Annotated in this window: 19 protein-coding genes; 5 read left to right on the forward strand and 14 right to left on the reverse strand. The window is 71.8% G+C overall.

The genetic code is table 11. The features are described 5' to 3' along the window. Positions 1-146 precede the first annotated feature (146 nt). The 5 genes from GXW76_RS16910 to GXW76_RS16930 all read right to left on the reverse strand — a co-directional run bounded on the left by GXW76_RS16910 (position 147) and on the right by GXW76_RS16930 (position 3527). Positions 147-890 carry a capsid assembly protein gene (locus tag GXW76_RS16910; protein WP_211863272.1) on the reverse strand — a complete coding sequence of 248 codons (744 nt, stop codon included), beginning with the start codon at positions 888-890 and terminating at the stop codon, positions 147-149. Positions 891-897: 7 nt separating this feature from the next. Continuing rightward, entirely contained in the window at positions 898-2307 is a 1410-nt protein-coding gene (locus tag GXW76_RS16915) for a portal protein (RefSeq protein WP_211863273.1), read from the reverse strand. Positions 2308-2311: 4 nt separating this feature from the next. Then, complete coding sequence (locus GXW76_RS16920; protein ID WP_211863274.1) at positions 2312-2548, reverse strand: hypothetical protein; 237 nt, start codon at positions 2546-2548, stop codon at positions 2312-2314. Between the two features lie 128 nt (positions 2549-2676). Further along, entirely contained in the window at positions 2677-3156 is a 480-nt protein-coding gene (locus GXW76_RS16925) for a hypothetical protein (RefSeq protein WP_211863275.1), read from the reverse strand. Continuing rightward, complete coding sequence (locus tag GXW76_RS16930; protein ID WP_211863276.1) at positions 3153-3527, reverse strand: hypothetical protein; 375 nt, start codon at positions 3525-3527, stop codon at positions 3153-3155. The genes GXW76_RS16925 and GXW76_RS16930 overlap by 4 nt, the downstream gene beginning before the upstream one ends. 181 nt (positions 3528-3708) lie before the next feature. Between GXW76_RS16930 and GXW76_RS16935 the strand changes: the two genes are divergently transcribed. Then, positions 3709-4359 carry a S24 family peptidase gene (locus GXW76_RS16935; RefSeq protein ID WP_211863277.1) on the forward strand — a complete coding sequence of 217 codons (651 nt, stop codon included), beginning with the start codon at positions 3709-3711 and terminating at the stop codon, positions 4357-4359. A gap of 155 nt (positions 4360-4514) precedes the next feature. Here GXW76_RS16935 and GXW76_RS16940 read toward each other — a convergent pair whose 3' ends face one another. After that, entirely contained in the window at positions 4515-5621 is a 1107-nt protein-coding gene (locus tag GXW76_RS16940) for a DSD1 family PLP-dependent enzyme (RefSeq protein ID WP_211863278.1), read from the reverse strand. 37 nt (positions 5622-5658) lie between these two features. On the opposite strand from GXW76_RS16940, the gene GXW76_RS16945 reads away from it, so the two are divergent. After that, positions 5659-6909 carry a flavin monoamine oxidase family protein gene (locus GXW76_RS16945; protein WP_211863279.1) on the forward strand — a complete coding sequence of 417 codons (1251 nt, stop codon included), beginning with the start codon at positions 5659-5661 and terminating at the stop codon, positions 6907-6909. Here GXW76_RS16945 and GXW76_RS16950 read toward each other — a convergent pair whose 3' ends face one another. The 6 genes from GXW76_RS16950 to GXW76_RS16975 form a co-directional block, all read right to left on the reverse strand. Continuing rightward, the gene (locus GXW76_RS16950) at positions 6910-7251 is read right to left on the reverse strand and encodes a gamma-glutamylcyclotransferase family protein (RefSeq protein WP_211863280.1); all 342 of its coding nucleotides are present in this window, start codon (positions 7249-7251) and stop codon (positions 6910-6912) included. Continuing rightward, on the reverse strand, positions 7248-8231 hold the full coding sequence (locus GXW76_RS16955; protein ID WP_211863281.1) for a Bug family tripartite tricarboxylate transporter substrate binding protein: 984 nt from the start codon (positions 8229-8231) through the stop codon (positions 7248-7250). Before GXW76_RS16955 ends, GXW76_RS16950 begins: the two co-directional genes overlap by 4 nt. A gap of 78 nt (positions 8232-8309) precedes the next feature. Beyond that, positions 8310-9722 carry a phosphoglucomutase/phosphomannomutase PgmG gene (gene pgmG, locus GXW76_RS16960; RefSeq protein WP_211863282.1) on the reverse strand — a complete coding sequence of 471 codons (1413 nt, stop codon included), beginning with the start codon at positions 9720-9722 and terminating at the stop codon, positions 8310-8312. A 10-nt stretch (positions 9723-9732) separates the two neighbouring features. After that, positions 9733-11037, reverse strand: coding sequence for a UDP-glucose dehydrogenase family protein (locus tag GXW76_RS16965; RefSeq protein ID WP_211863283.1), 1305 nt, complete (start codon positions 11035-11037; stop codon positions 9733-9735). A gap of 66 nt (positions 11038-11103) precedes the next feature. Beyond that, on the reverse strand, positions 11104-13062 hold the full coding sequence (locus tag GXW76_RS16970) for a lysylphosphatidylglycerol synthase domain-containing protein (RefSeq protein ID WP_338150982.1): 1959 nt from the start codon (positions 13060-13062) through the stop codon (positions 11104-11106). Further along, positions 13059-14702 carry a lysine--tRNA ligase gene (locus GXW76_RS16975; protein WP_211863284.1) on the reverse strand — a complete coding sequence of 548 codons (1644 nt, stop codon included), beginning with the start codon at positions 14700-14702 and terminating at the stop codon, positions 13059-13061. Before GXW76_RS16975 ends, GXW76_RS16970 begins: the two co-directional genes overlap by 4 nt. A 360-nt stretch (positions 14703-15062) precedes the next feature. Here GXW76_RS16975 and GXW76_RS16980 point away from each other — a divergent pair, with 360 nt between their 5' ends. Continuing rightward, positions 15063-16076, forward strand: a complete 1014-nt coding sequence (locus tag GXW76_RS16980) for an aspartate-semialdehyde dehydrogenase (RefSeq protein WP_211863285.1) — start codon at positions 15063-15065, stop codon at positions 16074-16076. 77 nt (positions 16077-16153) lie between these two features. Here GXW76_RS16980 and GXW76_RS16985 read toward each other — a convergent pair whose 3' ends face one another. Beyond that, a complete protein-coding gene (locus tag GXW76_RS16985; RefSeq protein WP_211863286.1) occupies positions 16154-16612 on the reverse strand; it encodes a DsrE/DsrF/TusD sulfur relay family protein in 459 nt (152 codons plus the stop codon). 20 nt (positions 16613-16632) lie between these two features. Here GXW76_RS16985 and GXW76_RS16990 point away from each other — a divergent pair, with 20 nt between their 5' ends. Continuing rightward, positions 16633-19419, forward strand: coding sequence for an ATP-dependent DNA helicase (locus tag GXW76_RS16990; RefSeq protein ID WP_211863287.1), 2787 nt, complete (start codon positions 16633-16635; stop codon positions 19417-19419). Between the two features lie 163 nt (positions 19420-19582). After that, positions 19583-20095, forward strand: coding sequence for a cupin domain-containing protein (locus tag GXW76_RS16995; protein ID WP_211863288.1), 513 nt, complete (start codon positions 19583-19585; stop codon positions 20093-20095). Between the two features lie 108 nt (positions 20096-20203). On the opposite strand, the gene GXW76_RS17000 is transcribed toward GXW76_RS16995, so the two are convergent. Continuing rightward, on the reverse strand, positions 20204-22018 hold the full coding sequence (locus GXW76_RS17000; protein ID WP_211863289.1) for an SLC13 family permease: 1815 nt from the start codon (positions 22016-22018) through the stop codon (positions 20204-20206). Between the last annotated feature and the right edge of the window lies 1 nt (position 22019).

The raw sequence follows: 22019 nt of genomic DNA on the forward strand, positions 1-22019 counted from the left end.
CCCCCGGGCCACCGCGCGGTCGCGCGCGGGGCCGCCGGCGCGGCGAGCGCGCAGTCATGCGCTCAAGCCGCGCCGGGAAGGCGGGATGTGTCAGTCGATGTCGAAGCGCCGCACCGCGGCGCGGGGCTCAGCCTCTCGGCAGGCCGTCACCCCGCGCCGCCGACCATGCGCCGGAACCCGTCCGTCACGCGGCGGACGAATTCCGGCTCGCGCGTCCGCCAGTAGCGCGGGTCGCGCATCATCGCGCGCAGCTCGGTCTCGTCAGCGGCACCGGCTTCCTCCGCACGCCGCGCAAGACCAGGCTCGTTGCCCTGCATCATGCGGTGAAGGGCGATCACGCCCTCCGCCGTGGTGGAGAGCGCCTCCATCACCGGCGCCGGCAGGTTGGACCGGCCCCACGCCGTGATCTGCCCCGCAATGCGGCGGAAGCGTTCCTCGCCGCCGAAATGCTCGCGCAGCTTCTCGATCTGGCGCTCGGCCTCGAACTGGCCGGCGGCCTCGGCGATCAGCGGCAGCAGGCGTTCGGCCGCCAGGTCGTAGACGAGCTGCGCCTGCGCCTCGCTGAAGCCGGCATCGTGCAGGCGGCGGTTGATGTCCTCGTCCGCGCAGCAGAGATCGTGCTTCGGCTCGATCCGGTAGCCGTCCGGGCCGTCCGGCACGCCGATGGCGCGGCGGAAGCGGATGCGCTCCTCCTCCGGCGCGTCGGCGCCCGGCGGGGCGATGCGCTGGGACATGCGCTTCTCCAACTCGCGGTACGATCTCAGCAGCGCCTCGACGCGCAGCGCGCCGGCCTCCTCGTCCCAGAACTTCTCCGGCACGTCGTCGGGGCGCGCGGGCCGGTTCGACGAACCGGCTTCAGCCAGCGTGGTCTCCAGCAGATCCTCGGGCATCGGGCGCTCACTCCTTGTCGGTTTGCGCGGGGGGAAGCAGGACCTCGGCGGGCGCGGAGAGCGTCCGGCCGAGCCAGCGTGCGGCGGCGGCGGTGTCGATCTGCGCCACGGCCTCCGGGCCCATGGCACGCACCGCCTGCAGGAAGAGCAGCGTGTTCGCCGCATCGGCGCGGCCCTGCACCTGTGCGAGCGGACTGCGGTAGCGCAGCACCGCCTCCCGCCCGTCGAGCAGCAGCGGCGGGATCTCCCCCCGCCGGCGCAGGACGGACAGGCAGCGCGCGATGAGCGGCGTCAGCAGTTCCGCCTGCAGCCTTCCGTAGGTGGCGCCGAGCAGCCGCGCGGTCTGCGCGGAGCGTTCCAGCACCTCGGTCGCCGTCATGTTGTCGTTGCGCTGCGGGCCGAGCCGATCGGCCAGCAGCGCACCACGGATGCGCGCCCGCAAGTCGGTCAGCACCAGCTGCGACACGTCGAAGTTCCCTGGCGCCGCCAACGGCGTGAGGCCGGCGGAACCAGGCGCCTTGGGAATGATCGCGCCGGGCTCGAGCCGCACCGTCGCCGGGTTCAGCACGCCGTCATCGTCGGCCTGCCAGATGCCCGTCGCCGCGATGGAGGCGTTCTTGAGAACCAGTTCCACCACCTTGTTGGCCGTGCGGATGTCCGGCAGCGCCTTGGCCACCGGGCCGCGGCCGTAGCTTTCGCCCGGTGCCTTCAGCCAGCGGAAGGCGATGAACGGGCTCTCGGCGAAACGGCCCTCGGCGAGGACTTCCGGCCCGCGGTCGGTGACCATCAGTGCCAGGAAGCGATGCCCGTTGCGGTCCGGCCAGACAGCTTCGACCACGCGGTGGCGCGGCGCCTCCGCGTTGTCCTCGCCGTCAGGGGGCAGAGCCGCGGCCGGGTAACGCGCCCGCAGCGCCGCCTCGCTCAGCCGCGCTGCGCGGAAGACGGTGTCGAGCCGGCCGGACGGGCCTTCCTCCAGCACCGCCTCGCGCAGCGACACGGCGGTGAAGCGCAAGGCGGAGGGCTCGCCGACCGGCGCTTCCTCCACCAACAGCAGGCCCGTGCCGGCGATCACCAGGTCCAGAAAGGCCTGGTGCATCTCGAGCGCGAAGTTCGAGCGGTCGAGATGGCCTTGCAGCGTCTCCGCCGCTTCCTCGAGCACCATCGCCGCCTCGGCATCGCCTTCCACCGAACGCGCGGGCGCGAGGCCGAACCAGCGCGACCAGGGCGGCGTGAGTTCCGCCAGCAGCGATGCGGCGAGTTGCTCCGCCGCATCCGCCGCGGTGGCGTCGTAGATCGCCACGCGCCCGCCGGTCACCGGCGGCAGCACGTGGTCGTAGCAGTCCTGCCACAGCGCTTCCTGCGCGCGGCGGCGGTCGAGGGCGCGGACGTGGCGCGCCAGGATCTCCTCGGGGGTCATCGCCTCACTCCCCGAGCAGCGACTTGCGCGTCGCGGCGAAGTCGGCGGAGGCGCCGAGCAGCCCGCGGGCGGATGTGGCGATGGTGCCGGACAGGCCGCGTCGGGCGCGCTCGCGCGCCTCACTGCGGGCGGCGGCGGCGGTTTCCTCGGCGGCCTGCACCGGGCTGGCGGCCGGCGCGGGGTCCGGCGCCGTGGCGGGCGCGATGACGACAGGCTTCGGGGCGCGGAACAGGCCACCCATGCGCGCGCGGCTCCTCTCGGTCGGGGGGATCGGGACCCTCCCGCGCGCAGCCCGAAAAGCCGCGGGCCCGCCCCTCGGTGAGGAAGGGCGGGCCCGCGTAAGGCTCTCGGGGGGAACGGGAGGAAGCCTCAGGACGCAATTCGCCCCTTGGCAAGACGGGTGATACCCTGCCCCGAGGCAGCCGTCAAGACTTTTTTCCTATTTCCGTGAAGATTCTTCGCCAGGCGCCGAAACAGCCCCCAGGGCGTCAGCGCGAAGGGCGCGCCAGCGCCGAGCACGGCCCGGCACAGCCCCACGCAGGTGAACGGCACCAGCGCCGGCAGGCGCCGCGCGCGCACCGGCCCGGGCGCGAAGGGCCCGAGCACGGCCAGCCCCGCGCGAAGGTAGAAGCCCGGTAGGTCATAGGAAGCCGGCACCCCGAGCCGCGCGACCAGCAGCCGCCCGCTGAGCGGTTCCACCACCGTCCAGCCGGCCTCGTCGCGCAACGCGGCGAAGCAGTGGCGGAAGCCGCGGCGCAGCGGGCGCAGCCAGGGCTGGTCCGCCTCTCCGCCAAAGGCGATCCAGACCTGCTGGGGGGCTGCTCGGGCCTGGCGGTGGTTGGGGATCACGCCACGATCCCCTTCACCCGCAGCGGCCATTCCAGGCGGTTCATCGCCTCCTGCCACTGCACCGCGTCGGCTCGCTCGGTGGGGTAGCGCGGGTCGGGGGCGGCGCCGCGCTCGCCCCAGCTCCGCATGACGCGCGCGTGGATCAGGTCGATGCGCCGCTGGCGGTAGAGGCGGTCCAGGCACTTGACCACGTCGTCGGGCTCGCAGGGCCGGACCTTCTGGCCCTTCCCCGCGGAGATGCGGGCGCCGTCGCGGCGGGCGATCAGTGCGGCCATGGTCCAGAACCAGGCCTCCTCGGCGGAGCGGAAAGGCTCGGCTGCGGCCAGGCTGGCGTAACGGGGCGCATGGGCGGTGCGGGGGGCAGGGCGCATGGGGGATCTCGCCTGTGGGGTGAACAATACGTGAACACTAACCGCCCTGGTTGCATTCGGCAAGACACAAAAGGAAGATTGACCTATTGCATGCCGACACCAGACCTAGGATATGTTCCCCAAGGGGCGCCACCGGTTCTGGATTCGCGTCCTGGGACCGGACGACGGAACATCACTCCGCATGCGGCACGACGACATCTGGCGCGCACTCGATGCCCTGGCGGCCGAACACGGCCTCTCTGCCTCGGGACTCGCGCGCAAGGCGGGGCTCGACCCCACCGCCTTCAATCCATCCAAGCGCATCGGCGTGGACGGTCGCGCGCGCTGGCCCTCGACCGAAAGCATCGCCAAGGTGCTGACCGCGACCGGCCGCGGCATGGAGGATTTCGCGAGCCTGGTCTCCGGCATGCCCGCCCTGCCGCGCGGCGGCGGGCGCGGGGGCTCCGGCCGCCGCATCCCGCTGATCGGCCTCGCGCAGGCCGGGGGAGAGGGATACTTCGACGATGGCGGCTACCCGGTCGGCGGGTCCTGGGACGAGATCTCGCTACCCGACATCGGCGACCCCAACGCCTATGCGCTTGAGATTTCCGGCGAATCGATGGAGCCGGTCTTCCGTGACGGCGACGTCGTCATCGTCTCTCCCGCCGCGCCGGTGCGGCGTGGCGACCGTGTCGTGGTGCGCACGCAGAAGGGCGAGGTCATGGCGAAGGAGTTGCGCCGGCAATCGGCCAAGCGCATCGAACTCGCCAGCCTGAACCCCGCGCACCCGAATTACAGCTTCGAACTGCCCGAGATCGCCTGGATGCACCGCATCGTCTGGGCGAGTCAGTAGTTTCTTGCCTCAGGCGCCGGCGCGCGCATCCGCGCACTTGGCTTGCGCGCCATGAAGGCGTGCGCCGGCGATGAATGCCGGCCTGGGCGCGTTCGCGCGTTGCGCTCCCGGCCCGCGCCTTCGCGCGGGCCGCAGGGCGTTCGGAGGCCCTGGGGTCAGGCCATGCCGCCACGAGCAGCGATGGGCCACAGGCACTCCACGCGCCCCTTCCTGACACCGACATACCAGTCGTAGCGATCGACCGTCGGGTCGCAATGGCCCGGCACCAGGCGCAGCTTCTCCCCGAGCGCCGGCGCGGTGCCATCCTCGATCAGGATCTTGCCGTGCTCGTCGGATGCGCCCGCGTAGCGCAGCCCCGGCCGCTCCCACACGCCGGGCATGCCGGAATCCACCGCGACGCCCTTGTGACCGCAATCCACGACCGCGACGCCCGGCGTCGCGCGGCTCATCACCGTGCTCAGCACAAAGAGCGCATTGCGGAACGGCGGCGCGTCGTCGTTCTTCCCGTAGTCCACGTCCATGAAGGCGTAGGAGCCGGCCTGGATCTCGGTATAGACGCCGCTCGCCGCCTCGTGCCGGAAGGTGCCGGTGCCGGCGCCGCCGACGATCGGGCAATCCAGGCCACGCTGCTTCAGCTGCTCCACCGTGCGGCGCGACCGTGCCGCAGCCTCGGCGATCGCCGCCATGCGCTGCTCCGGCGCGCGCATGTGCTGCGCGCTGCCGTGATAGGCCTGCAACCCGCCGAAGATCAGGTGCCGGCTGGCAGCGATGCGTTCGGCCAGCGCCACCGCGGGCGGGCCGTGCTCGACGCCGGCGCGGCCCATGCCGACATCGATCTCCACCAGCACCGGCAGGCGCACGCCGGCGGCCTCGGCCGCCTGTTCCGCCAGCGCGATCTGCTCCGCATCGTCGACGCAGAGTCCGACCTTGCAGATGCGCGCCAACGCCGCGAGCCGCGCGAGCTTCCTCGGCGTGACGACCTGGTTCGTCACCAGCACGTCCGGGACGCCGCCCCAGGCCAGCGCCTCGGCCTCCGCCACCTTCTGCACGCATTGCCCGATGGCGCCCCGCGCCATCTGCAGCTTCGCGACGACCGGCGACTTGTGCGTCTTGGCATGCGCCCGCAGCTTCGCGCCGGTCGGTGCGAGCAGCGCGGCCATGGTGTCGAGGTTGTGTTCGAAGGCATCGAGGTCGATCAGCAGCGCCGGCGTATCGACCTCGTCCTCGCGCATGCCGGGTTCGGCGGGCGGCGCTTGCAGCATGGTTCATCCCCTGACCGTGTCGCCGCATGATGCGGCGATGTTCCCTTCCGATCCAGACGTCCTCGTGATCGGCGCCGGCTGCGCCGGAATCGCCGCTGCCCGCGAACTGACCGCGCGCGGGCGTTCCTGCATCGTGCTGGAAGGCGGCACCCGGGTCGGCGGCCGCGCCTGGACCGAATCCATGAGCCTCGACGCGCCCTTCGACCATGGCGCTTCCTGGCTGCACCAGGCCGACGACAACCCGCTGACGCCCCTGGCCCGCGCCCTGGGCTGCGAGATGCTGGACCATGACACGGTGCGCGAACGGCGCCTCTTCGCCCATGGCCGCTTCGCGACGGGCGAGGAACGGCGCGCCTTCGCCGCTGCGGAGGATGACTTCTGGCAGGCCATCGACGCCGCTGCCCGGGACGGCGGCCCGGACCGCCCGGCCTCGGCCGCCGCCCCGCCGGACGGCCCCTGGGACGCCACGGTGGTGCACTGGGAGGGCGCGCAGATCTGCGCCGCGGAACTCTCGCGCATGAGCCTGCACGACTTCGCCGCCACCGCGCTGGACGGGCCGAACCTGGTGCTGCGCGGGGGCGTCGGCGGCCTGGTCGCGCGCCTCGCGGACAGCCTTCCGGTGCGGCTGGCCGCCCGCGTGGACCGGATCGCCTGGGGCGCGAAGGGTGTCGCGGCGGAAGGCGCCTTCGGCAGCGTCAGGGCGCATGCGGCGATCGTGACGGTGTCCACGGGCGTCCTCGCCACCGACGGCATCGCCTTCGACCCGCCACTCCCCCTCGCGACGCAGGAGGCGATCCACGCGCTCCCCCTGGGCCTGCTCACCAAGATCGCTTTCCGTGCCGACGGTCCGGACGTGCCGGACCTCCCGCCCTTCGTCAGCCTGCGCCGCGCGGTCGAGCACGACGGCGACCGCCCGATGTCGTGGGTGGCGCGCCTCTTCGGCGATCCTGTCTTCATCGCCTTCTGTGGCGGCGCCCGCGCCTGGGAGAGTTGCGGCGACGCCACCCGCGCCGAGGCGGAGGCCCGCGAGGAGGCCGCGAAAGTCTTCGGGCCCCGTGCCGCCGCGGCGCTGGGCCGTGCCATCGTCACGCGCTGGGGGGAGGATCCTCTCTTCCGCGGCGCCTACAGCCACGCCGTGCCGGGTCGGCAACAGGCGCGGCGCGTGCTGGGGACCCCGCTCGCCGATGGCCGCCTCAGCTTCGCCGGGGAGGCCTGCCACCCTCGCTTCGCCGCCACTGTCGCCGGCGCCTGGCTCAGCGGGATCGAGGCCGCGCGTGCCGTGCCCTGATCAGGGCCATGGCCGGTCCGCATCCGCGCGCGAGGCCGGCGCGATCCAGGCCCGGGCCCGCAATGGGCCGCCATCGGTCATGACGGTCAGCGGGACCATGGCGTAGGCGCTGCCCTCGTACTCCGAGAGCCGCGCAAGGGCCGCCGGCCCGGCGCGGACCGCCGCGCCCTCGACCACGGACGCCGCATCCTCCACCAGCGTCGGATACGGCGTGCCGCGCAGGAAGACGCGCCGCCAGCCCTGGAGCCGCGCCGGCCGCAGCCGACGCGGCAGGTCGGGCTCGCCCGACATGCGGGCGAGCACCTCCGGATCCAGCAGCGTGCCGTAGAGGAAGAGGATCACTCGGGCCTGAGTTGCACGCTCGCCACCAGGTCGCGGATCTTGATGGACTGGGCACGCACCATGGTGCCGAAGCTGTCCGCGTCGGAACCGACCGGCTCGGCGCCCACCTCCTCGCAGCGCTTCACGAAGTCCGGGTGGCGGGCGGCGGCGGCGATCTCGCGGTTCAGCCGCGCCATGACGGGGGCCGGCGTGCGCGCGGGGGCGAAGAAGCCGTTCCAGCCTTCCAGTTCCAGCGAGGCGAAACCCAGTTCCCGCACCGTCGGGACGTTCGGCAGCACCGCGGCGCGGCGGGAGGCGACATTGGCGAGCCCCTTCAGCGCCCCGGACCGCACATGCCCGAAGGAGGTCGAGATCTGGTCGCCGCCGAGTTGCACCCGCCCCGCGATCAGTTCCTGCACCAGCGGCGCGGCACCGCGGAAGGGCACGTGTTCCATCCGCACGCCGGTTTCCCGCTTCAGCACCTCCCCGACCATGTTCATGAAGGAGCCGGGGCCGGTCGAGCCATAGAAGACCGGGTTCGGCTGCGCCTTCGCCCAATCGATGAAGCCCTTGAGGTCGTTCGCCGGCACCGCCGGGTTGGCGAGGACCACCAGCGGCACGTTGGCACCGAGGGAAAGCGGCGCGAAGTCGCGCTCGATGTCGTGCGGTGGGCGTCCGGCGAGCGTCAGCGTCGCCGTCGTCGTCGGGAAGGTGATGTTGTGGAAGAGCAGCGTGTAGCCGTCCGGCGCCGCCTTCGCGACCACGTCCGCGCCGATCGAGCCGCCGCCGCCCCCACGGTTCTCCACCACGACGGATTGCCCCATCGTCTCGGTCATCCGCTGCGCGAAGAGCCGCGCGAGCAGGTCCGTCGTGCCGCCGGCCGGAAACGGCACGACGATGCGGATGGGGCGGTTGGGGTAGTCCTGCTGCGCGCCGGCAAGGCCGGGGACAGCAAGCGTGCCCCCCATTGCGAGCAGCAGCGATCGACGCTGGGTGGTCATTCCCGGTTCTCCTCCCGCTGCCCTGACTGGGCCGCAGGAGGAAATGCTAGACTGGGAAAAGCGAGATCGGAAAGTCGCTCAGTGCCCCGCGTTCTCGCCCGAGAAATCCGGCGCGTCGAGGCCGCTCGCAACCAGTTGCTTCACGAGCTGCGCCTTCAGCCGCTCGAGCCCCTCGGCGCTCTTGGCCTCGCAGCGTGCCACCAGCACTGCCTGGGTGTTGGAAGCGCGGAGGAGCCACCAGCCGTCCTCGGTCAGCACGCGCACGCCGTCGACGTCCTGCACCTTGGCGCCATCGGCGGCGAGGCGGTCCTTCACTTCCTTCACCACCTCGAACTTGCGGGCTTCGTCGCAGTTGAAGCGCAGTTCCGGCGTGTTGATCACCTGCGGCAGCGCGGCGCGGACGTCTGCGAGAGTCCCCTGCATGCGCGCGACGATGCCGAGCAGCCGCACGGCCGAGTAGGGCGCGTCGTCGAAGCCGTACCACTTGTCGGCGAAGAAGATGTGGCCGGACATCTCGCCGGCGAGCGGGCTGCCCGTCTCGGCCATCTTCGCCTTGATCAGCGAATGGCCCGTCTTCCACATCAGCGGGTTGCCGCCGGCCTTCGCCACCTCGTCGAACAGCACCTGGGAGGCCTTCACGTCGGCGATGATGGTGCCGCCGGGCTTCGTCTTCAGGACATCCCGCGCCAGCACGATCAGCAACTGGTCGCCGAAGAGAACGTGGCCCTCGTTGTCCACCACGCCGATGCGGTCGCCGTCGCCGTCGAAGGCGATGCCGAGGTCGGCCTTCTCCCGCGCCACCTCGTGGATGATCTGCTCGAGGTTCTTCGCCACCGTCGGGTCGGGGTGATGGTTCGGGAAGGTGCCGTCCACATCGCCGTTGATGACGAAATGCGTCCCCGGCAGGCGCGCGGCGAGCGCCTTCACGATCGGCCCGGCCGAGCCGTTGCCCGGGTCCCACACCACCTTCAGCTTGCGGTCGCCGCCGTCCCAGTCCTGCAGCACACGGTCGGCGTAGCGCGCGGCGATGTCCACCGACCGGTCGGTGCCCGCATGCTCCGGCACCACGTCGCCCTCGGCTGCCATGCGCCCGATCTCCTGGATCGCAGCGCCGTAGAAAGGCTTCTTGCCGATCATCATCTTGAAGCCGTTGTAGTTGGGCGGATTGTGGCTGCCCGTCACCATCGCCGCGCCGTCGGCCTGCTGGTCGTAGGCGGCGAAATACAGCATCGGCGTGGCGCAGAGGCCGATCCGCACCACTTCCAGCCCGCAGGCGCGCAGGCCGGCGACGAGCTGCGCCTCGAGCTCCGGCGAATGCAGCCGCCCGTCATAGCCGACCGCGACGCGCTTCCCGCCGCCGCGCACCACCACGGACCCGAAGCAGCGGCCGATGGCGAAGGCGTCCTCGGGCTTCAGCGTTTTCCCGACGATGCCGCGGATGTCGTATTCGCGCAGGACCGTCGGGTCGAAGCGGTGGCGGAAGGCGGTCATGGTCACTCCGTTACGGGCGGCCGATGGAAGAATAGGCGAGACCGGCCGCGCGCATCGCCACCGGGTCCCAGACATTGCGGAGGTCGAGAATGACACCGCCCTTCATGGCGGCCTTGAGGCGATCCGGTGACAGCGCGCGGAATTCGTTCCATTCCGTCAGCACGACCACGGCATCGGCCCCTTCGGCGGCGCCGAGCGCGCTGTCGGCGAAGCGCACCGCCGCCGGCAGCGCTTCCCGCGCATGGGCCGGCTGCGGGTCGTAGGCGGACACCTCCACCCCGGCGGCGACCAGCCTGGGCAGGATCACCAGCGACGGCGCGTCGCGCATGTCGTCCGTCTCGGGCTTGAAGGTCACGCCGAGCACGCCGACGCGCTTGCCCGCCGGCTCCGGCCCCAGCGCCGCGAGGATGCGGTCGGCCATGGCCGCCTTGCGCGATTCGTTCACCGCGATGGTGGTTTCCACCAGCCGCACGGGCACCCCAGCATCCTGCGCGGTGCGCGCCAGCGCCAGCGTGTCCTTGGGGAAGCAGGACCCGCCATACCCCGGCCCGGGATGCAGGAACTTCCGCCCGATGCGGCCATCGAGCCCCATGCCGCGCGCCACGTCGTGGACGTCGGCGCCGACCTTCTCGCAGAGGTCGGCGATCTCGTTGATGAAAGTGATCTTGGTCGCGAGGAAGGCATTGGCGGCGTACTTGATGAGCTCGGCGCTCTCGATGGACACCGCCAGCACCGGCGTCTCGATCAGGTAGAGCGGGCGATACAGCCGCTTCAGCACGGTCAGCGCGCGTTCGTCATCGACGCCGATCACCACCCGGTCGGGCCGCATGAAGTCGCCGATGGCGCTGCCCTCGCGCAGGAATTCCGGATTGGAGGCGACGCTGATCGGCAGGTCCGGCCGCACGCGGCGGACGATGGCCTGCACCTCCCGCCCCGTACCGACCGGCACGGTGGATTTCGTCACCAGCACCAGCGGCCCCTCGGCGGCCTTCGCCACCTGCTCGGCGGCGGCATAGACATAGGTCAGGTCGGCATGCCCGTCCCCGCGCCGCGTCGGCGTGCCGACGGCGAGGAACACCGCATCCGCCCCGCGCACCGCCTGGGCGAGGTCGGTGGTGAAGGTCAGCCGCCCGTCGCGGGCATTCTCGGCCACCAGCTTGTCGAGGCCCGGCTCGTAGATCGGCATGATCCCGGCGCGCAGGCCGTCGATCTTCGCCGGGTCCACGTCCATCACCGTCACGTCGACGCCGAATTCGGCGAAGCACGCGCCGGAGACGAGGCCGACATAGCCGGCGCCGATCATGGCGATGCGCATGGGGTTCCCTCATGGGTCGGCAAGGCATGGGTGGAATGGCCGGAAGCGGCCGGCCTGGCAAGCCGGTCAGCCGGCATGGTCGGCCTCGGGGAGCAGGGGCAGCAGCGCCTCGAGGTCGCGCTCGGCCCGGCAGGCCAGGTAGCGCGGTGCATTGCCGTCGGCATCCAGCGCGAAGGGCGTCAGCCCGATATCGGCATAGACGCGCAGCAGGTCCGGCCCGACACGCCAGAAGGCGGGGTCGACGCGCGCCTGTTCGCAGATGTCGCGGAACCGCCAGACCGCCGAGATGCGGTCGCGTTCCTCCCCTGCCGGATCGCCGAGCGCAAGCCAGACATCGCCCCGCCGCACGAAGGCGAAGCCCGCGCGCCCGCCATCCCCGAAGACGGCGCCGTCCGCCCCGCCCTCGGGCGGGGCCATGGCGCCGAGGGCAAGCAGTCGCTCGCGCACGGAGGAATCGTAGGCCAACGCCGGCACCCGCGCCGGGCGCAGCAGGCGCGCCGCGGCCACCAGCAGCAACACGGCGGCAAACCCGACCGCGAAGCGCAGCGAGGGCGGTGCCTCGGCCGAAAGCACCACGCCCCACCAGGAATAGTCGGCGAAGCGGCCGCTATAGGCCACCGTGGCAAGGGTCAGGCCGCAGATCGCCCCCGCGGTCAGCGCCAGCAGCCCCTCGGCCGAGAGCGGTTCGGCGATCAGCCGCGCGCGGCGGTAGAAGGCCGGCCGGGTCGCGCCGAGGAGCACCGACACCAGCAGGAACAGGCCGGTCAGCCACAGGGCCTCCCCGCGCAGCCAGGTGATCGCGGCGCCATTCAGCAGCAGCAGCAGCGCCGCCCACCAGGCGATCGCCAGCCGCCGCACCAGCCCATAGACGGCGACCAGCAGCAGCGAGCCGACCACGGAGGCCGCGAGATGGCTGCCCGCGTCGTCCAGCAGGTCGAAGACGCCGTCGAGCAGGTTGGGCTTGGGCGGCAGCGCGCCGATGAAGATCAGCGTGACCGCTGCGATGGCCGTGAGGCCCGCCACCGCCGATACCTCGAAGGAGATGGCGACGCCGCGCTCGGGCCCGATGCGGTCCAGGATATGCCGCCGCTGGCTCACCTCGAAGCCGGCGAAGAGCACCCCCGCCAGGAACAGCGGCACGATGTAGTAGAGCAGGCGGAACAGCAGCAGCGCGCCGATCGCCTCGGGCGTCGGCATGTAGCCGGCCAGGCCGAAGAGGATCGCCCCGTCGAAGACGCCGATGCCCCCGGGCACGTTGGCGACGATGCCGGCCGAGAGCGCAGCGATGTAGATGCCGAGGAAGTGCAGGAAGGTCAGCCCTTCCGCCGGCGGCAGCAGCGCCCAGAAGATCATCGCCGTCACGCCGACATCGGCGCTCGCGAGCAGCGTCTGCGCCAGCGCCATGCGGAAGCCCGGCAGGTCGATCTGGTGCCCGAAGAGCCGGAAATGCGGCACGAAGCGCGCCATCAGGATGTAGGCCGCGACGATGCCCCACAGCAGCCCGCCGACCGCCTGCATCACCCAGCGCGGCGCGCCTTCCCCGAAGAAGGGCAGCACGTCGGGCTCGAAGAGCAGCACCGTCCCGCCCAGCGCGAAGCCGCCCAGCCCGAAGGTGAGCGAGGTGAAGGCGACCACCTTCGCGATCGCGACCGGCGGCAGCCCCCAGGCGGCATAGAAGCGGTAGCGCACCGCCGCCCCCGACACCGTGGCGAAGCCGAGGTTGTTCGCCAGCGAATAGGCGCAGAAGGAGGCGAGCGAGGTCCGCAGGTAGGACACCGGATGTCCCGCATAGACCGACCCCAATCGGTCATAGGCGGTGAGCACGACATAGGCGAGCAGCGTGAAACCCGCTGCCGACCACAGCGTGGCGGCAGGTGTCGCGTGCAGCGCCTCCCGGATGTCCTGCCAGGAGAGGTTGCGGAATTCCCGCTGCACCACATAGAGCGCGCCGACGAGCAGCAGCAGCCCGAACACGGTCGGGCCGTGGCGCTTCACCAGCGCGACGGCGCGCGCCCCGATGCTCACGCCGCCGGCGTCTCCTCGCGCGCCAGCGCCGTCTCGATCAGGCCGATCGTGCCGGCGATGCCGTAGAGCGCGACGAAGCCGCCGAAGCGCGGGCCTTCCTCCTGCCCCAGCAGCACCTGGTAGAGCGCGTTGAACCAAGCGCGGGAAACGCCCATCGACCCATCCTTGTTTGGCTGCAGGAAGGGTTCCCGCCGCCCGGCGTCATAGACCAGGTCCTGGATGGCCTTCGCACGATCCTCGGCGGGCATGGCTTCCAGGTCCGCCGCGCGGTCGCGCAGCGCCGCCATCAGGGCCTGCAACGCCTCGCGCTCGGCGGGCGTCGGGGTGCGGAAGCGCTTCGTCGGCGCGACGAAGTCCCGATAGTAGTGGACGGCGTGCTCGACGAGCTTGCCCAGCAGCGGCTGCGTCGCCGGCGTCGCACCCGGAGCGTAGCGCGCGAGGAAGCCCCAGAGGATCTCCGGGTCGTCCGCGTTCACCACGCTCGCGAGGTTCAGCAGCATGGCGAAGGAGACCGGCGGCTCCGGGTCGTTCGGCACCGCGCCGGCATGGATGTGCCAGGCGGGCACCGCAGGATCTGCCACCGTGCGCAGCCGGGCGCGGTGCTGGAGGTATTCGTCCACTGCGCGCGGGATCTGGTCGAAATACAGCCGCTTCGCGCGCTGCGGCTGGTTGAACATGAACTGCGCGAGGCTCTCGGGCGGCGCGTAGCGCAGCCATTCCTCGATGGTCAGCCCATTGCCCTTGGACTTGCTGATCTTCTGCCCCTCGGCGTCGAGGAACAGCTCGTAGGTGAAGGATTCCGGCGGCTCGCCGCCCAGCACCCGGCAGATCGCCGAGGACAGCTTCACGGAATCGATCAGGTCCTTGCCCGACATCTCGTAGTCCACGCCAAGCGCGAACCAGCGCAGCGCCCAGTCCGCCTTCCACTGCGCCTTGCAGTGGCCGCCGGTGATGCGGGTGCCGAAGCGCTCGCCGGTCGCGGGATCCACCCAGACCAGCAGGTCCTCGGCCGGGCGCACTTCCTCCATCGGCACCTGCATGACGATGCCGGTCTTCGGATGGATGGGCAGGAAGGGCGAATAGGTCGCGCGCCGGTCCGGCCCGAGGGTCGGCAGGATCACGCCACGCACCTCCTCGTGCCGTTCCGCCATGCGCAGCAGCGCGGCGTCGAAGCGACCCGACCTGTAGTAGTCGGAGGAAGACGCGAACTCGTACTCGAAGCCGAAGGCATCGAGGAACGCGCGCAGCCGCGCGTTATTGTGATGCCCGAAGCTCTCATGCGTGCCGAATGGGTCCGGCACGGCGGTCACCGGCCGGCCGAGATGCTGGGCCAGCATCTCCTTGTTCGGCACGTTGTCCGGGACCTTGCGCAGCCCGTCCATGTCGTCGCTGAAGGCGACGAGCCGGGAACGCCTGCCGGTCAGCAGCTCGAAGGCGCGCCGCACCCAGGTGGTGCGCGCCACCTCCCCGAAGGTGCCGATATGCGGCAGGCCCGAGGGGCCATAGCCGGTCTCGAACAGCGCCTCGGCCTTGCCCGATTTCTCCAGCCGCGCGGCGACCTTCCGGGCTTCCTCGAAGGGCCAGGCCTTGACGGCGGAGAGATCGGTCGGGGCGGGGTTCGTCACGGTGGCGGAACTCATGCGGCAATCGGAGGGGCGTTATAGGTGGCCGCGCGGGCCGGCGCGACCCCGGGGGTATTTCGTTCTGCCCGCGGAAGCCGGGCAGGCCGCATCCGGGCGCCCATGCGCCTTGTGCGGCAACGCGCGGAAAACCCGTCCGCGGCCCCTGGCATCGCGACCCGCGCGGGCAGTTCCAGCGGTCCCGGCCGGTCGGAACGCGCGCTCCCGGACCGGCGCAAAGCCTCGGCCCGCCCGTCATGCTTCCGGCCAGGATCCGCCCCGCTGCGGAATCCGGGCGCCAAGGGCAAGAAACCATTGGTCCAGCCGGGGCTTCGGGGTAAGGATCGCGCCCCTTCAACCGTCGAAAGGACATTAAGGGACATGCGTGTCGGTATTGTCGGCGCCACCGGTGCGGTGGGCCGCGAGCTGGTGGACGTTCTGGGGCGCCGGGCCTTCCCGGTCACCTCGCTGAGGCTCTTCGCCTCCGCCCGCAGCGCCGGCACGAAAACGAAAACGCCCTTCGGCGAGGTCGAGATCGAGGAATTCTCCGACGCCGCCGTGCGCGACCTCGACCTCGCCCTCCTCGCGGTCTCAGGCGACTTCGCCAAGGCGCATGCGCCGAAGATGGTCGAGGCCGGCGTGACCGTCGTGGACAATTCCTCGGCCTTCCGCCTGCACGACAATGTCCCGCTGGTGGTGCCGGAGGTGAACGCCTCGGCCATCGGCCCGGCGCGGCTGATCGCCAATCCGAACTGCACCACGGCGATCCTCGTCGTCGCGCTCGAGCCGCTGCGCCAGGCCTTCGGGCTGAAGCGCGTGATCGTCTCGACCTACCAGGCGGCCTCCGGCGCCGGCGCCGAGGGCATGGCGGAGCTCGAGCGCGAGACCCGTCGCGTCCTGGTGGATGGCGCCAAGCCGCAGGCCGAGGTCTTCCGCTGGCCGCTCGCCTTCAACGTCATCCCGCAGATCGATGTCTTCCAGCCCAACGGCTACACGAAGGAAGAAATGAAGGTCGTGTGGGAGAGCCGGAAGATCATGGGCATGCCCGATCTTCCCATCTCCTGCACCGCGGTCCGCATCCCGACCATGCGGGTGCACGCGGAAGCCGTGACGATCGAGACCGAGCGCCCCGTCACCCCGGAGACGGCGCGCGAGGTCCTGCGCCGCGCGGCCGGCGTGAAGGTGGTGGACGACCCTGAGCACGGCCTCTACCCGATGCCGATCAATGCGACCGGCCAGGACGACATCGAAGCCGGTCGCATCCGCGCCAACCCGGTCTTCGGCGACCACGGCCTCGACTTCTTCCTCTGCGGCGACCAGTTGCTGAAGGGCGCGGCCCTGAACGCGGTGCAGATCGCCGAGCGCCTGCCGGGCCTGGCCCGCAAGGCGGCATGATACGGGGCGGGGGGAGGCGCCTCCCCCCGCTGACGCCCGCCCTGGCCGGCGCGGGTCCGGCGCCGGTGGCGCGCCGTTCAGAACACCAGCACCTTGTCCGCGGCCTCGGTCGCGGCAGCGAGTTCGTCCATGGTGCTGCGGGCGGCCCCCGCCACCATCTCCTCCGTCGTCATGCCGCGCGCATCCATGCAGGTTCCGCAGAGCAGGACCGACCCCTTGCCCGCCAGCACGCGCCCCAGCATGCGCTCGAGGCTGTAATACCCCTCCGGCACCTTTTGCCCGCGCCGGGCGGCGATGACCGCATCGGCCATCAGGAACACCGTCACGGTGTTTTCCGGGCTGCGTTTCAGCAGGGCGCCGGCCAGGCGCAGGGCGTTGTAACAGCGCTCCGTCCCGTAGGGCGGGTCGTTGATGATCAGCAGCACGTTCATGGACAGCGCCTCCCGCGCCGTGGGCGCAACGGCGCCCAGCGCCACGATAGTCGCGTTCCGGGCCCCGGCGGAACGCCGCGGCGCGGTGCCCTTCTGGCCGCGCACGGGATGGTTGGATTTCCTCGATGACCGCTGCCCCGCGACTCCTGCTCCCCGACGTGCCGTCCCTGGTCGCAGGCTTCGGTCGGGCGGTCCTGCTGAGCCCGGACGGCGAGATCGAGACCCTTTCCGCCGGCGCGGCGGCAGCCCGCCTGCGCGGGACGGCGCCGCTGCTCGTGCATGCCCCCGCGACCGCGCGCCGCCTCGGCCTGCCGGGCTTCGACAACGCGCATGACCTGCTCGAGCTCTTCGCCTTCTGCCGACCGGCGGAGCCCTGCGCGCCCACGCCGCGCGGCCTCGCGCTCGCCCTCGACCTGCCGCAGCCGAGGGACGAGGAAGCCGCCGCCGCCCTGCTGACCGAGATCGCCACCCACCTGCTGCGCCACCTGGCCGACACGCGGGAATTGGCCCGCAACCGTGACGCGGCCGGGTTGGCGGCACGCATGGGGGAAACGGGCTGGGCCTGGGCGCCCTCGGTGCTGGCCGCGCTGGGCGACCCGAAGGCGAAGCCCGACGCGCGCGCCTACAAGGTCTGGCGCCGCCTGCCGGAATGGGAGGACAACGCCCCGCCCCCGCCGGCGGCATCCTTTCCCGTGGAACCCTCCGAGGCGCGCCGCCGCCTTGCCGAGATCCTCGGCCCCGGCGCCGAACAGCGCCCGCAGCAGGCCGACTACGCTTCCGCCGCCGCTGCCGCCTTCGCCCCGCGCGCGCATCCCGGCGCCCCCGCGCTGGTCCTGGCCGAGGCCGGCACCGGCACGGGCAAGACCCTCGGCTATGTCGCGCCGGCCAGCCTCTGGGCCGAGAAGAACGGCGCGCCGGTCTGGATCTCAACCTACACCCGCAACCTCCAGCGGCAGATCGACCAGGAGACGGCGCGCCTCTTCCCAGACCCCGAGGAGCGCCGCCGCCGCGTCGTGCTGCGCAAGGGGCGGGAGAACTATCTCTGCCTGCTGAACCTCGACGACCTCACCGCAGCGGGACCGCCGCCCTACCTCGCGATCGCCCTTGGGCTGGTGGCGCGCTGGGCGCTGGCGACGCGCGACGGGGACCTGATGGGCGGCGACTTCCCCGGCTGGATCGGGGAACTGTTTGGCCCCGGCGCGGTGTTGCCGCTCGCGGACCGGCGCGGCGAATGCATCCATTCCGCCTGCCCGCACTACAAGGCCTGCTTCGTCGAGCACTCCATCCGCCGCGCCAAGGGCGCGCAAATCGTCATCGCCAACCACGCGCTGGTCATGGTCCAGGCGGCGCTCGGCGGCGGGGAGGACGGCGCGCCGCTGCGCCTGGTCTTCGACGAGGGCCATCACCTCTTCGACGCGGCCGATTCCGCCTTCTCCGCCGACCTGACCGGGGCGGAGATGGCCGAACTGCGCCGCTGGCTGCTGGGTGCCGAGGGCGGCCGGTCCCGCGCCCGCGGCCTGCGCCGCCGGGCCGAGGAACTGATCGGCGACCGTCCCGACCTCAATGCCCCGCTCGATGCCGCGCTGACCGCCGCGCGCGCCCTGCCGGTGCCCGGCTGGCCCTCCCGCCTCGCCGGCGATCCGCGCGCCAACCCGGACGAGACGCCCAACGCCGCCGAGGCATTCCTGCGTGCCACCCGCGAACAGGTCCTTGCCCGCACGCAGGAGGCACGGGACGCCGGGCTCTATGATTCGGAATGCGACCTTTTCCCGGTCAGCGAGGCCCTGCCGGGCGCCGCGGAAGCCCTCGCCCGCGCGCTGGCGCGGCTGGAGGAACCGCTGAAGTCGCTGCGCGACCGCCTCGCCGCGCGGCTGGAGGAGGAAGCCGAGGAACTGGAAGTCGGCGACCGCATCCGCCTCGAGGCCGCATGCCGCTCCCTCGAACGCCGCGCGCTGATGCCGATCCAGGCTTGGCAGGGGATGCTCGCCACCTTGCAGGGTGATCCGCCCGAACCCGGCGCCCGCCCGACCTTCGTCGATTGGCTGAGCCTCGAACGCCGCGGCGGCACCGACACCGATGCCGGGATGCACCGCCACCACCTCGACCCGACGGAACCCTTTGCCCGCGCCGTCGCCGCCCCGGCGCACGGCGTGCTCATCACCTCCGCCACGCTGCGCGACGAGGCCGAGGCGGAAGACGACGACCCCGAAGCCACCTGGCGCGAGGCCGAGGCCCGCACCGGCGCCATCCACCTGCCAAATCCGGCGATCCGCGCCGCCGTCCCCTCCCCCTTCGACTACGCCGCGCGCACGCGCTGCCTGGTCGTCACCGATGTCGGCCGAGATAATCCCGGCCAGATCGCCGCCGCCTTCCAGGCGCTGTTCCTGGCCGCGGGCGGTGGCGGGCTCGGCCTTTTCACCGCCATCCGCCGGCTGCGCGAAGTCCACACCCGCATCGCCGGCCCGCTCGAGGAAGCGGGCATTCCGCTCTACGCCCAGCATGTGGACGCGATGGATAACGCCACGCTGGTCGATGTCTTCCGCGCCGAGGAACATGCCTGCCTGCTCGGCACCGATGCGATGCGGGACGGGGTGGACGTGCCGGGCAATTCGCTGCGCCTGCTGGTCTTCGACCGCGTGCCCTGGCAGCGGCCGACCATCCTACACCGGGAGCGCCGGCTGCACCTCTCGGGCGGCAGGCCCAAGGACTATGACGACCGCGTCGCCCGCCACCGGCTGCGCCAGGCCTTCGGCCGGCTGATCCGCCGCGCGGACGACAAGGGCGTCTTCGTCATGCTCGATGCGCGCTGCCCGTCGCGGCTGCTGGCGGGCCTGCCCTCCGGCGTCCTGATCCGGCGGCTCGGGCTGGCGCAGGCGGTGCGGGAGACGCGGGACTTCCTGGCGGAACCCTGACCCGGCGCCCCCACCTGCGGGCCAGGAAGGTCGGCCCGGTCGGTCGGCGGCCGCCCGCCGGTCCCCCGCACGGGGCCGGCCCCGCGGCGCAGGGATGGCCCCTTCCTTCCGCGCGCCGGCAGGAGCATCTTCTGCCCCGGAAACCGACGGGAGGAGAAGATCCATGCCCATGACGCTCGACGACTTCGTGCAGCGCGCCCGGACCGCCCTGAAGGGCCACCCCGGCACCGAGGGCCGGAAGATGGTCTGCGACCTCGTGCGCGAGGCCCTGCAGGACCCCGCCTTCGTCGCCGCCAACATCAATGACAAGACCCCGGAGCGGCAGGTTCTCTACGAGGACCCGGACCTCGGCTTCACCGTCCTCGCCCATGCGTACGGCGACGCGAAGACCAGCGGCCCGCATGACCACGGCCCGTCCTGGGCGATCTACGGCCAGGCCGCCGGCGAGACGATCATGACCGACTGGGAATGCCTCGCCCGCCCGACCGAGAGCGCGCCGGGCAAGGCCAAGCGCATCCGCGACTACGCGATGAAGCCCGGCGACGCCTACCTGTATGAGCCCGGCATCCTGCATTCCCCGCGCCGCGACGGGCCGACGCGCCTGCTGCGGATCGAGGGGATGAACATGGACCGCGTGAAGCGCCTGCCCTACCAGCCGGTGGACGCCGCGGCCTGAAGCCGATGACGGGGCGGCGCCACGCGGCGCCGCCCCGTTCCCATGCGGGGTTGGTGGCGCGGCCGCGCGCGAAACTCTGATACCGGTCAGCAGAAAAGCCGACCGGCATCAGAACCGCCAGACCAGCGGCACCACGAAGACCGCGACGACGAAGAACCAGGCCAGCAGCGGCAGGCCGAGTTTCCAGTAGTCACCGAACTCGTAGCCGCCCGGGCGCATGACCATCAGGTTGGTCGGCGTCGCGATCGGCGTCAGGAAGGCGCCCGCCGCCGCCACCGCGATCGACATCAGCACCGGCATGGGCGAGACCCCCATGCCCGACGCCGCCGCCACCCCGACCGGGATGATGATCAGCGCCGTCGCCGTGTTGCTGATCAACTGCCCGAGCACCGCCGTCAGGATGAAGAGCCCCGCCAGCAGCACGTGCGGGCTGCCCTCGCCCGCCAGCAGCACCAGCCCCTCGGCCATCAGCCGCGCCGCGCCCGTCTGCTCCATCGCGGCCGAGAGCGGCATCATCGCCGCCACCAGGATCACCGTCGTCCAGTCGATGGCGCGATAGGACTGGTCCACGGTCATCACGCCCGTCAGCACCAGGGCGAAGACGCCGAGCAGGCCGGCGACCGCGGCCGGCACCAGCCCGGTCGCGAGCAGGAAGACCATGGCGGCCAGCACCGCGATCGCCTGCTTCGCCCCCGTGCCGAGCGGCACCGCCTGCCGGCGCACCAGGTCCGGCGAGTTCACCACCAGCACCTGCGGGTCGTTCAGCCGGACGTCCAGCGCCTTCCAACTGCCCTGCAGCAGCATCGTGTCGCCGGCCTGGAGTTCAATCGCCTCGCCCTCCGTGTCCTCGCCGCCGCGCTGCACGGCGATGACGACCAGATCGCCGCTCTCGGTGATCATGCCCGGGAAGACCATCTGGCCGATCATCGCCGAGCGCGGCGGGATCATCACCTCGGCGAGGCCGGAACTGCGATTGAAGAGGGTATCCTGGAGGTCCGTCGCCGCATCCTCGAGCCGGAAGGCGAGGTGCTGCTCGGCGGCGAAGGCGCCCGCAGCCTCGGCCTCGCCGCTGACGATCAGGAAGTCGCCCTCCGCAAGCGTCGGCCGCCGCAGCGGGCCACCGCTGGCTTCGTCCTGCACCGCGACGATGCGGAGCCCTTCCGGCACGCGCCCTTCCGCCGCCGAGGGCGGCTGGCCGATCAGCGCGGAGGTCGCGCGGATGCGCATGCGGTACATGCCCTGCGTCAGGCCGTATTGCTCGACCAGCGTGGTCGCATGGCGCGTGAGATCCGCCGGCATGGAAGGCCCGCCGCGATGCGGCAGCAGTCTTTCGCCGAACAGCACGATGATCACGATGGTGCCGACCAGCAGCGGCACGCCGACGATGGTGAACTCGAAGAAGCCGAAGGCGCGGTGCCCGGCATCGGCCGCCGCTTCGGCCACCAGCACGTTCACCGGCGTGCCGGTCAGCGCCAGCAGGGAACCGGCATGGGCGGAAAAGACCAGCGGCATCAGCAGCTGCGATGGCTTGCGCTTCAGCCGCACCGCCATGACGACGACGACAGGCAGCAGCGCCGCGACGGCGCCGTTCACGCTGATCAGCGCCGTCAGCACCGCGACGAGCAGCGAGATCAGCACCAGCAGCCGCGTCCGGCTTTCCTCCCCCGCGCCGGCGATCAGCATCTGCCCTGCCCAGGCCGTGACCCCCGTGCGGTCGAGCGCGGCGCTGATGACGAAAAGCGCGGCGATGAAGATCACCGCCGGATCGCCGTAGCCCAGCAGCGCCTGGTTGAGGGTCAGTATGCCGGTGGCGTAGAGGGAAAGCCCCACCCCCATCGCCACGAGGACGACGGGGATGCGGTTCCAGACGAACAGGACGATCGCCGCCCCGATGATCAGGCCCATCAGGGCCAGGTCACTCATC

It is taken from the genome of Neoroseomonas soli, assembly GCF_018129065.1.
GTDB lineage: Bacteria > Pseudomonadota > Alphaproteobacteria > Acetobacterales > Acetobacteraceae > Neoroseomonas > Neoroseomonas soli.

What these genes read in the sequence shown, in the direction of transcription:
- GXW76_RS16945 (WP_211863279.1), top strand. Translation starts at nt 5,659, where the DNA reads ATGTTCCCTTCCGATCCAGACGTCCTCGTGATCGGCGCCGGCTGCGCC.
- GXW76_RS16955 (WP_211863281.1), bottom strand. Translation starts at nt 8,231, where the DNA reads ATGACCACCCAGCGTCGATCGCTGCTGCTCGCAATGGGGGGCACGCTT.
- GXW76_RS16975 (WP_211863284.1), bottom strand. Translation starts at nt 14,702, where the DNA reads ATGAGTTCCGCCACCGTGACGAACCCCGCCCCGACCGATCTCTCCGCC.
- GXW76_RS17000 (WP_211863289.1), bottom strand. Translation starts at nt 22,018, where the DNA reads ATGAGTGACCTGGCCCTGATGGGCCTGATCATCGGGGCGGCGATCGTC.
- pgmG (WP_211863282.1), bottom strand. Translation starts at nt 9,722, where the DNA reads ATGACCGCCTTCCGCCACCGCTTCGACCCGACGGTCCTGCGCGAATAC.
- GXW76_RS16995 (WP_211863288.1), top strand. Translation starts at nt 19,583, where the DNA reads ATGCCCATGACGCTCGACGACTTCGTGCAGCGCGCCCGGACCGCCCTG.
- GXW76_RS16920 (WP_211863274.1), bottom strand. Translation starts at nt 2,548, where the DNA reads ATGGGTGGCCTGTTCCGCGCCCCGAAGCCTGTCGTCATCGCGCCCGCC.
- GXW76_RS16990 (WP_211863287.1), top strand. Translation starts at nt 16,633, where the DNA reads ATGACCGCTGCCCCGCGACTCCTGCTCCCCGACGTGCCGTCCCTGGTC.
- GXW76_RS16910 (WP_211863272.1), bottom strand. Translation starts at nt 890, where the DNA reads ATGCCCGAGGATCTGCTGGAGACCACGCTGGCTGAAGCCGGTTCGTCG.
- GXW76_RS16935 (WP_211863277.1), top strand. Translation starts at nt 3,709, where the DNA reads ATGCGGCACGACGACATCTGGCGCGCACTCGATGCCCTGGCGGCCGAA.
- GXW76_RS16915 (WP_211863273.1), bottom strand. Translation starts at nt 2,307, where the DNA reads ATGACCCCCGAGGAGATCCTGGCGCGCCACGTCCGCGCCCTCGACCGC.
- GXW76_RS16980 (WP_211863285.1), top strand. Translation starts at nt 15,063, where the DNA reads ATGCGTGTCGGTATTGTCGGCGCCACCGGTGCGGTGGGCCGCGAGCTG.
- GXW76_RS16940 (WP_211863278.1), bottom strand. Translation starts at nt 5,621, where the DNA reads ATGCTGCAAGCGCCGCCCGCCGAACCCGGCATGCGCGAGGACGAGGTC.
- GXW76_RS16930 (WP_211863276.1), bottom strand. Translation starts at nt 3,527, where the DNA reads ATGCGCCCTGCCCCCCGCACCGCCCATGCGCCCCGTTACGCCAGCCTG.
- GXW76_RS16965 (WP_211863283.1), bottom strand. Translation starts at nt 11,037, where the DNA reads ATGCGCATCGCCATGATCGGCGCCGGCTATGTCGGCCTCGTCTCCGGC.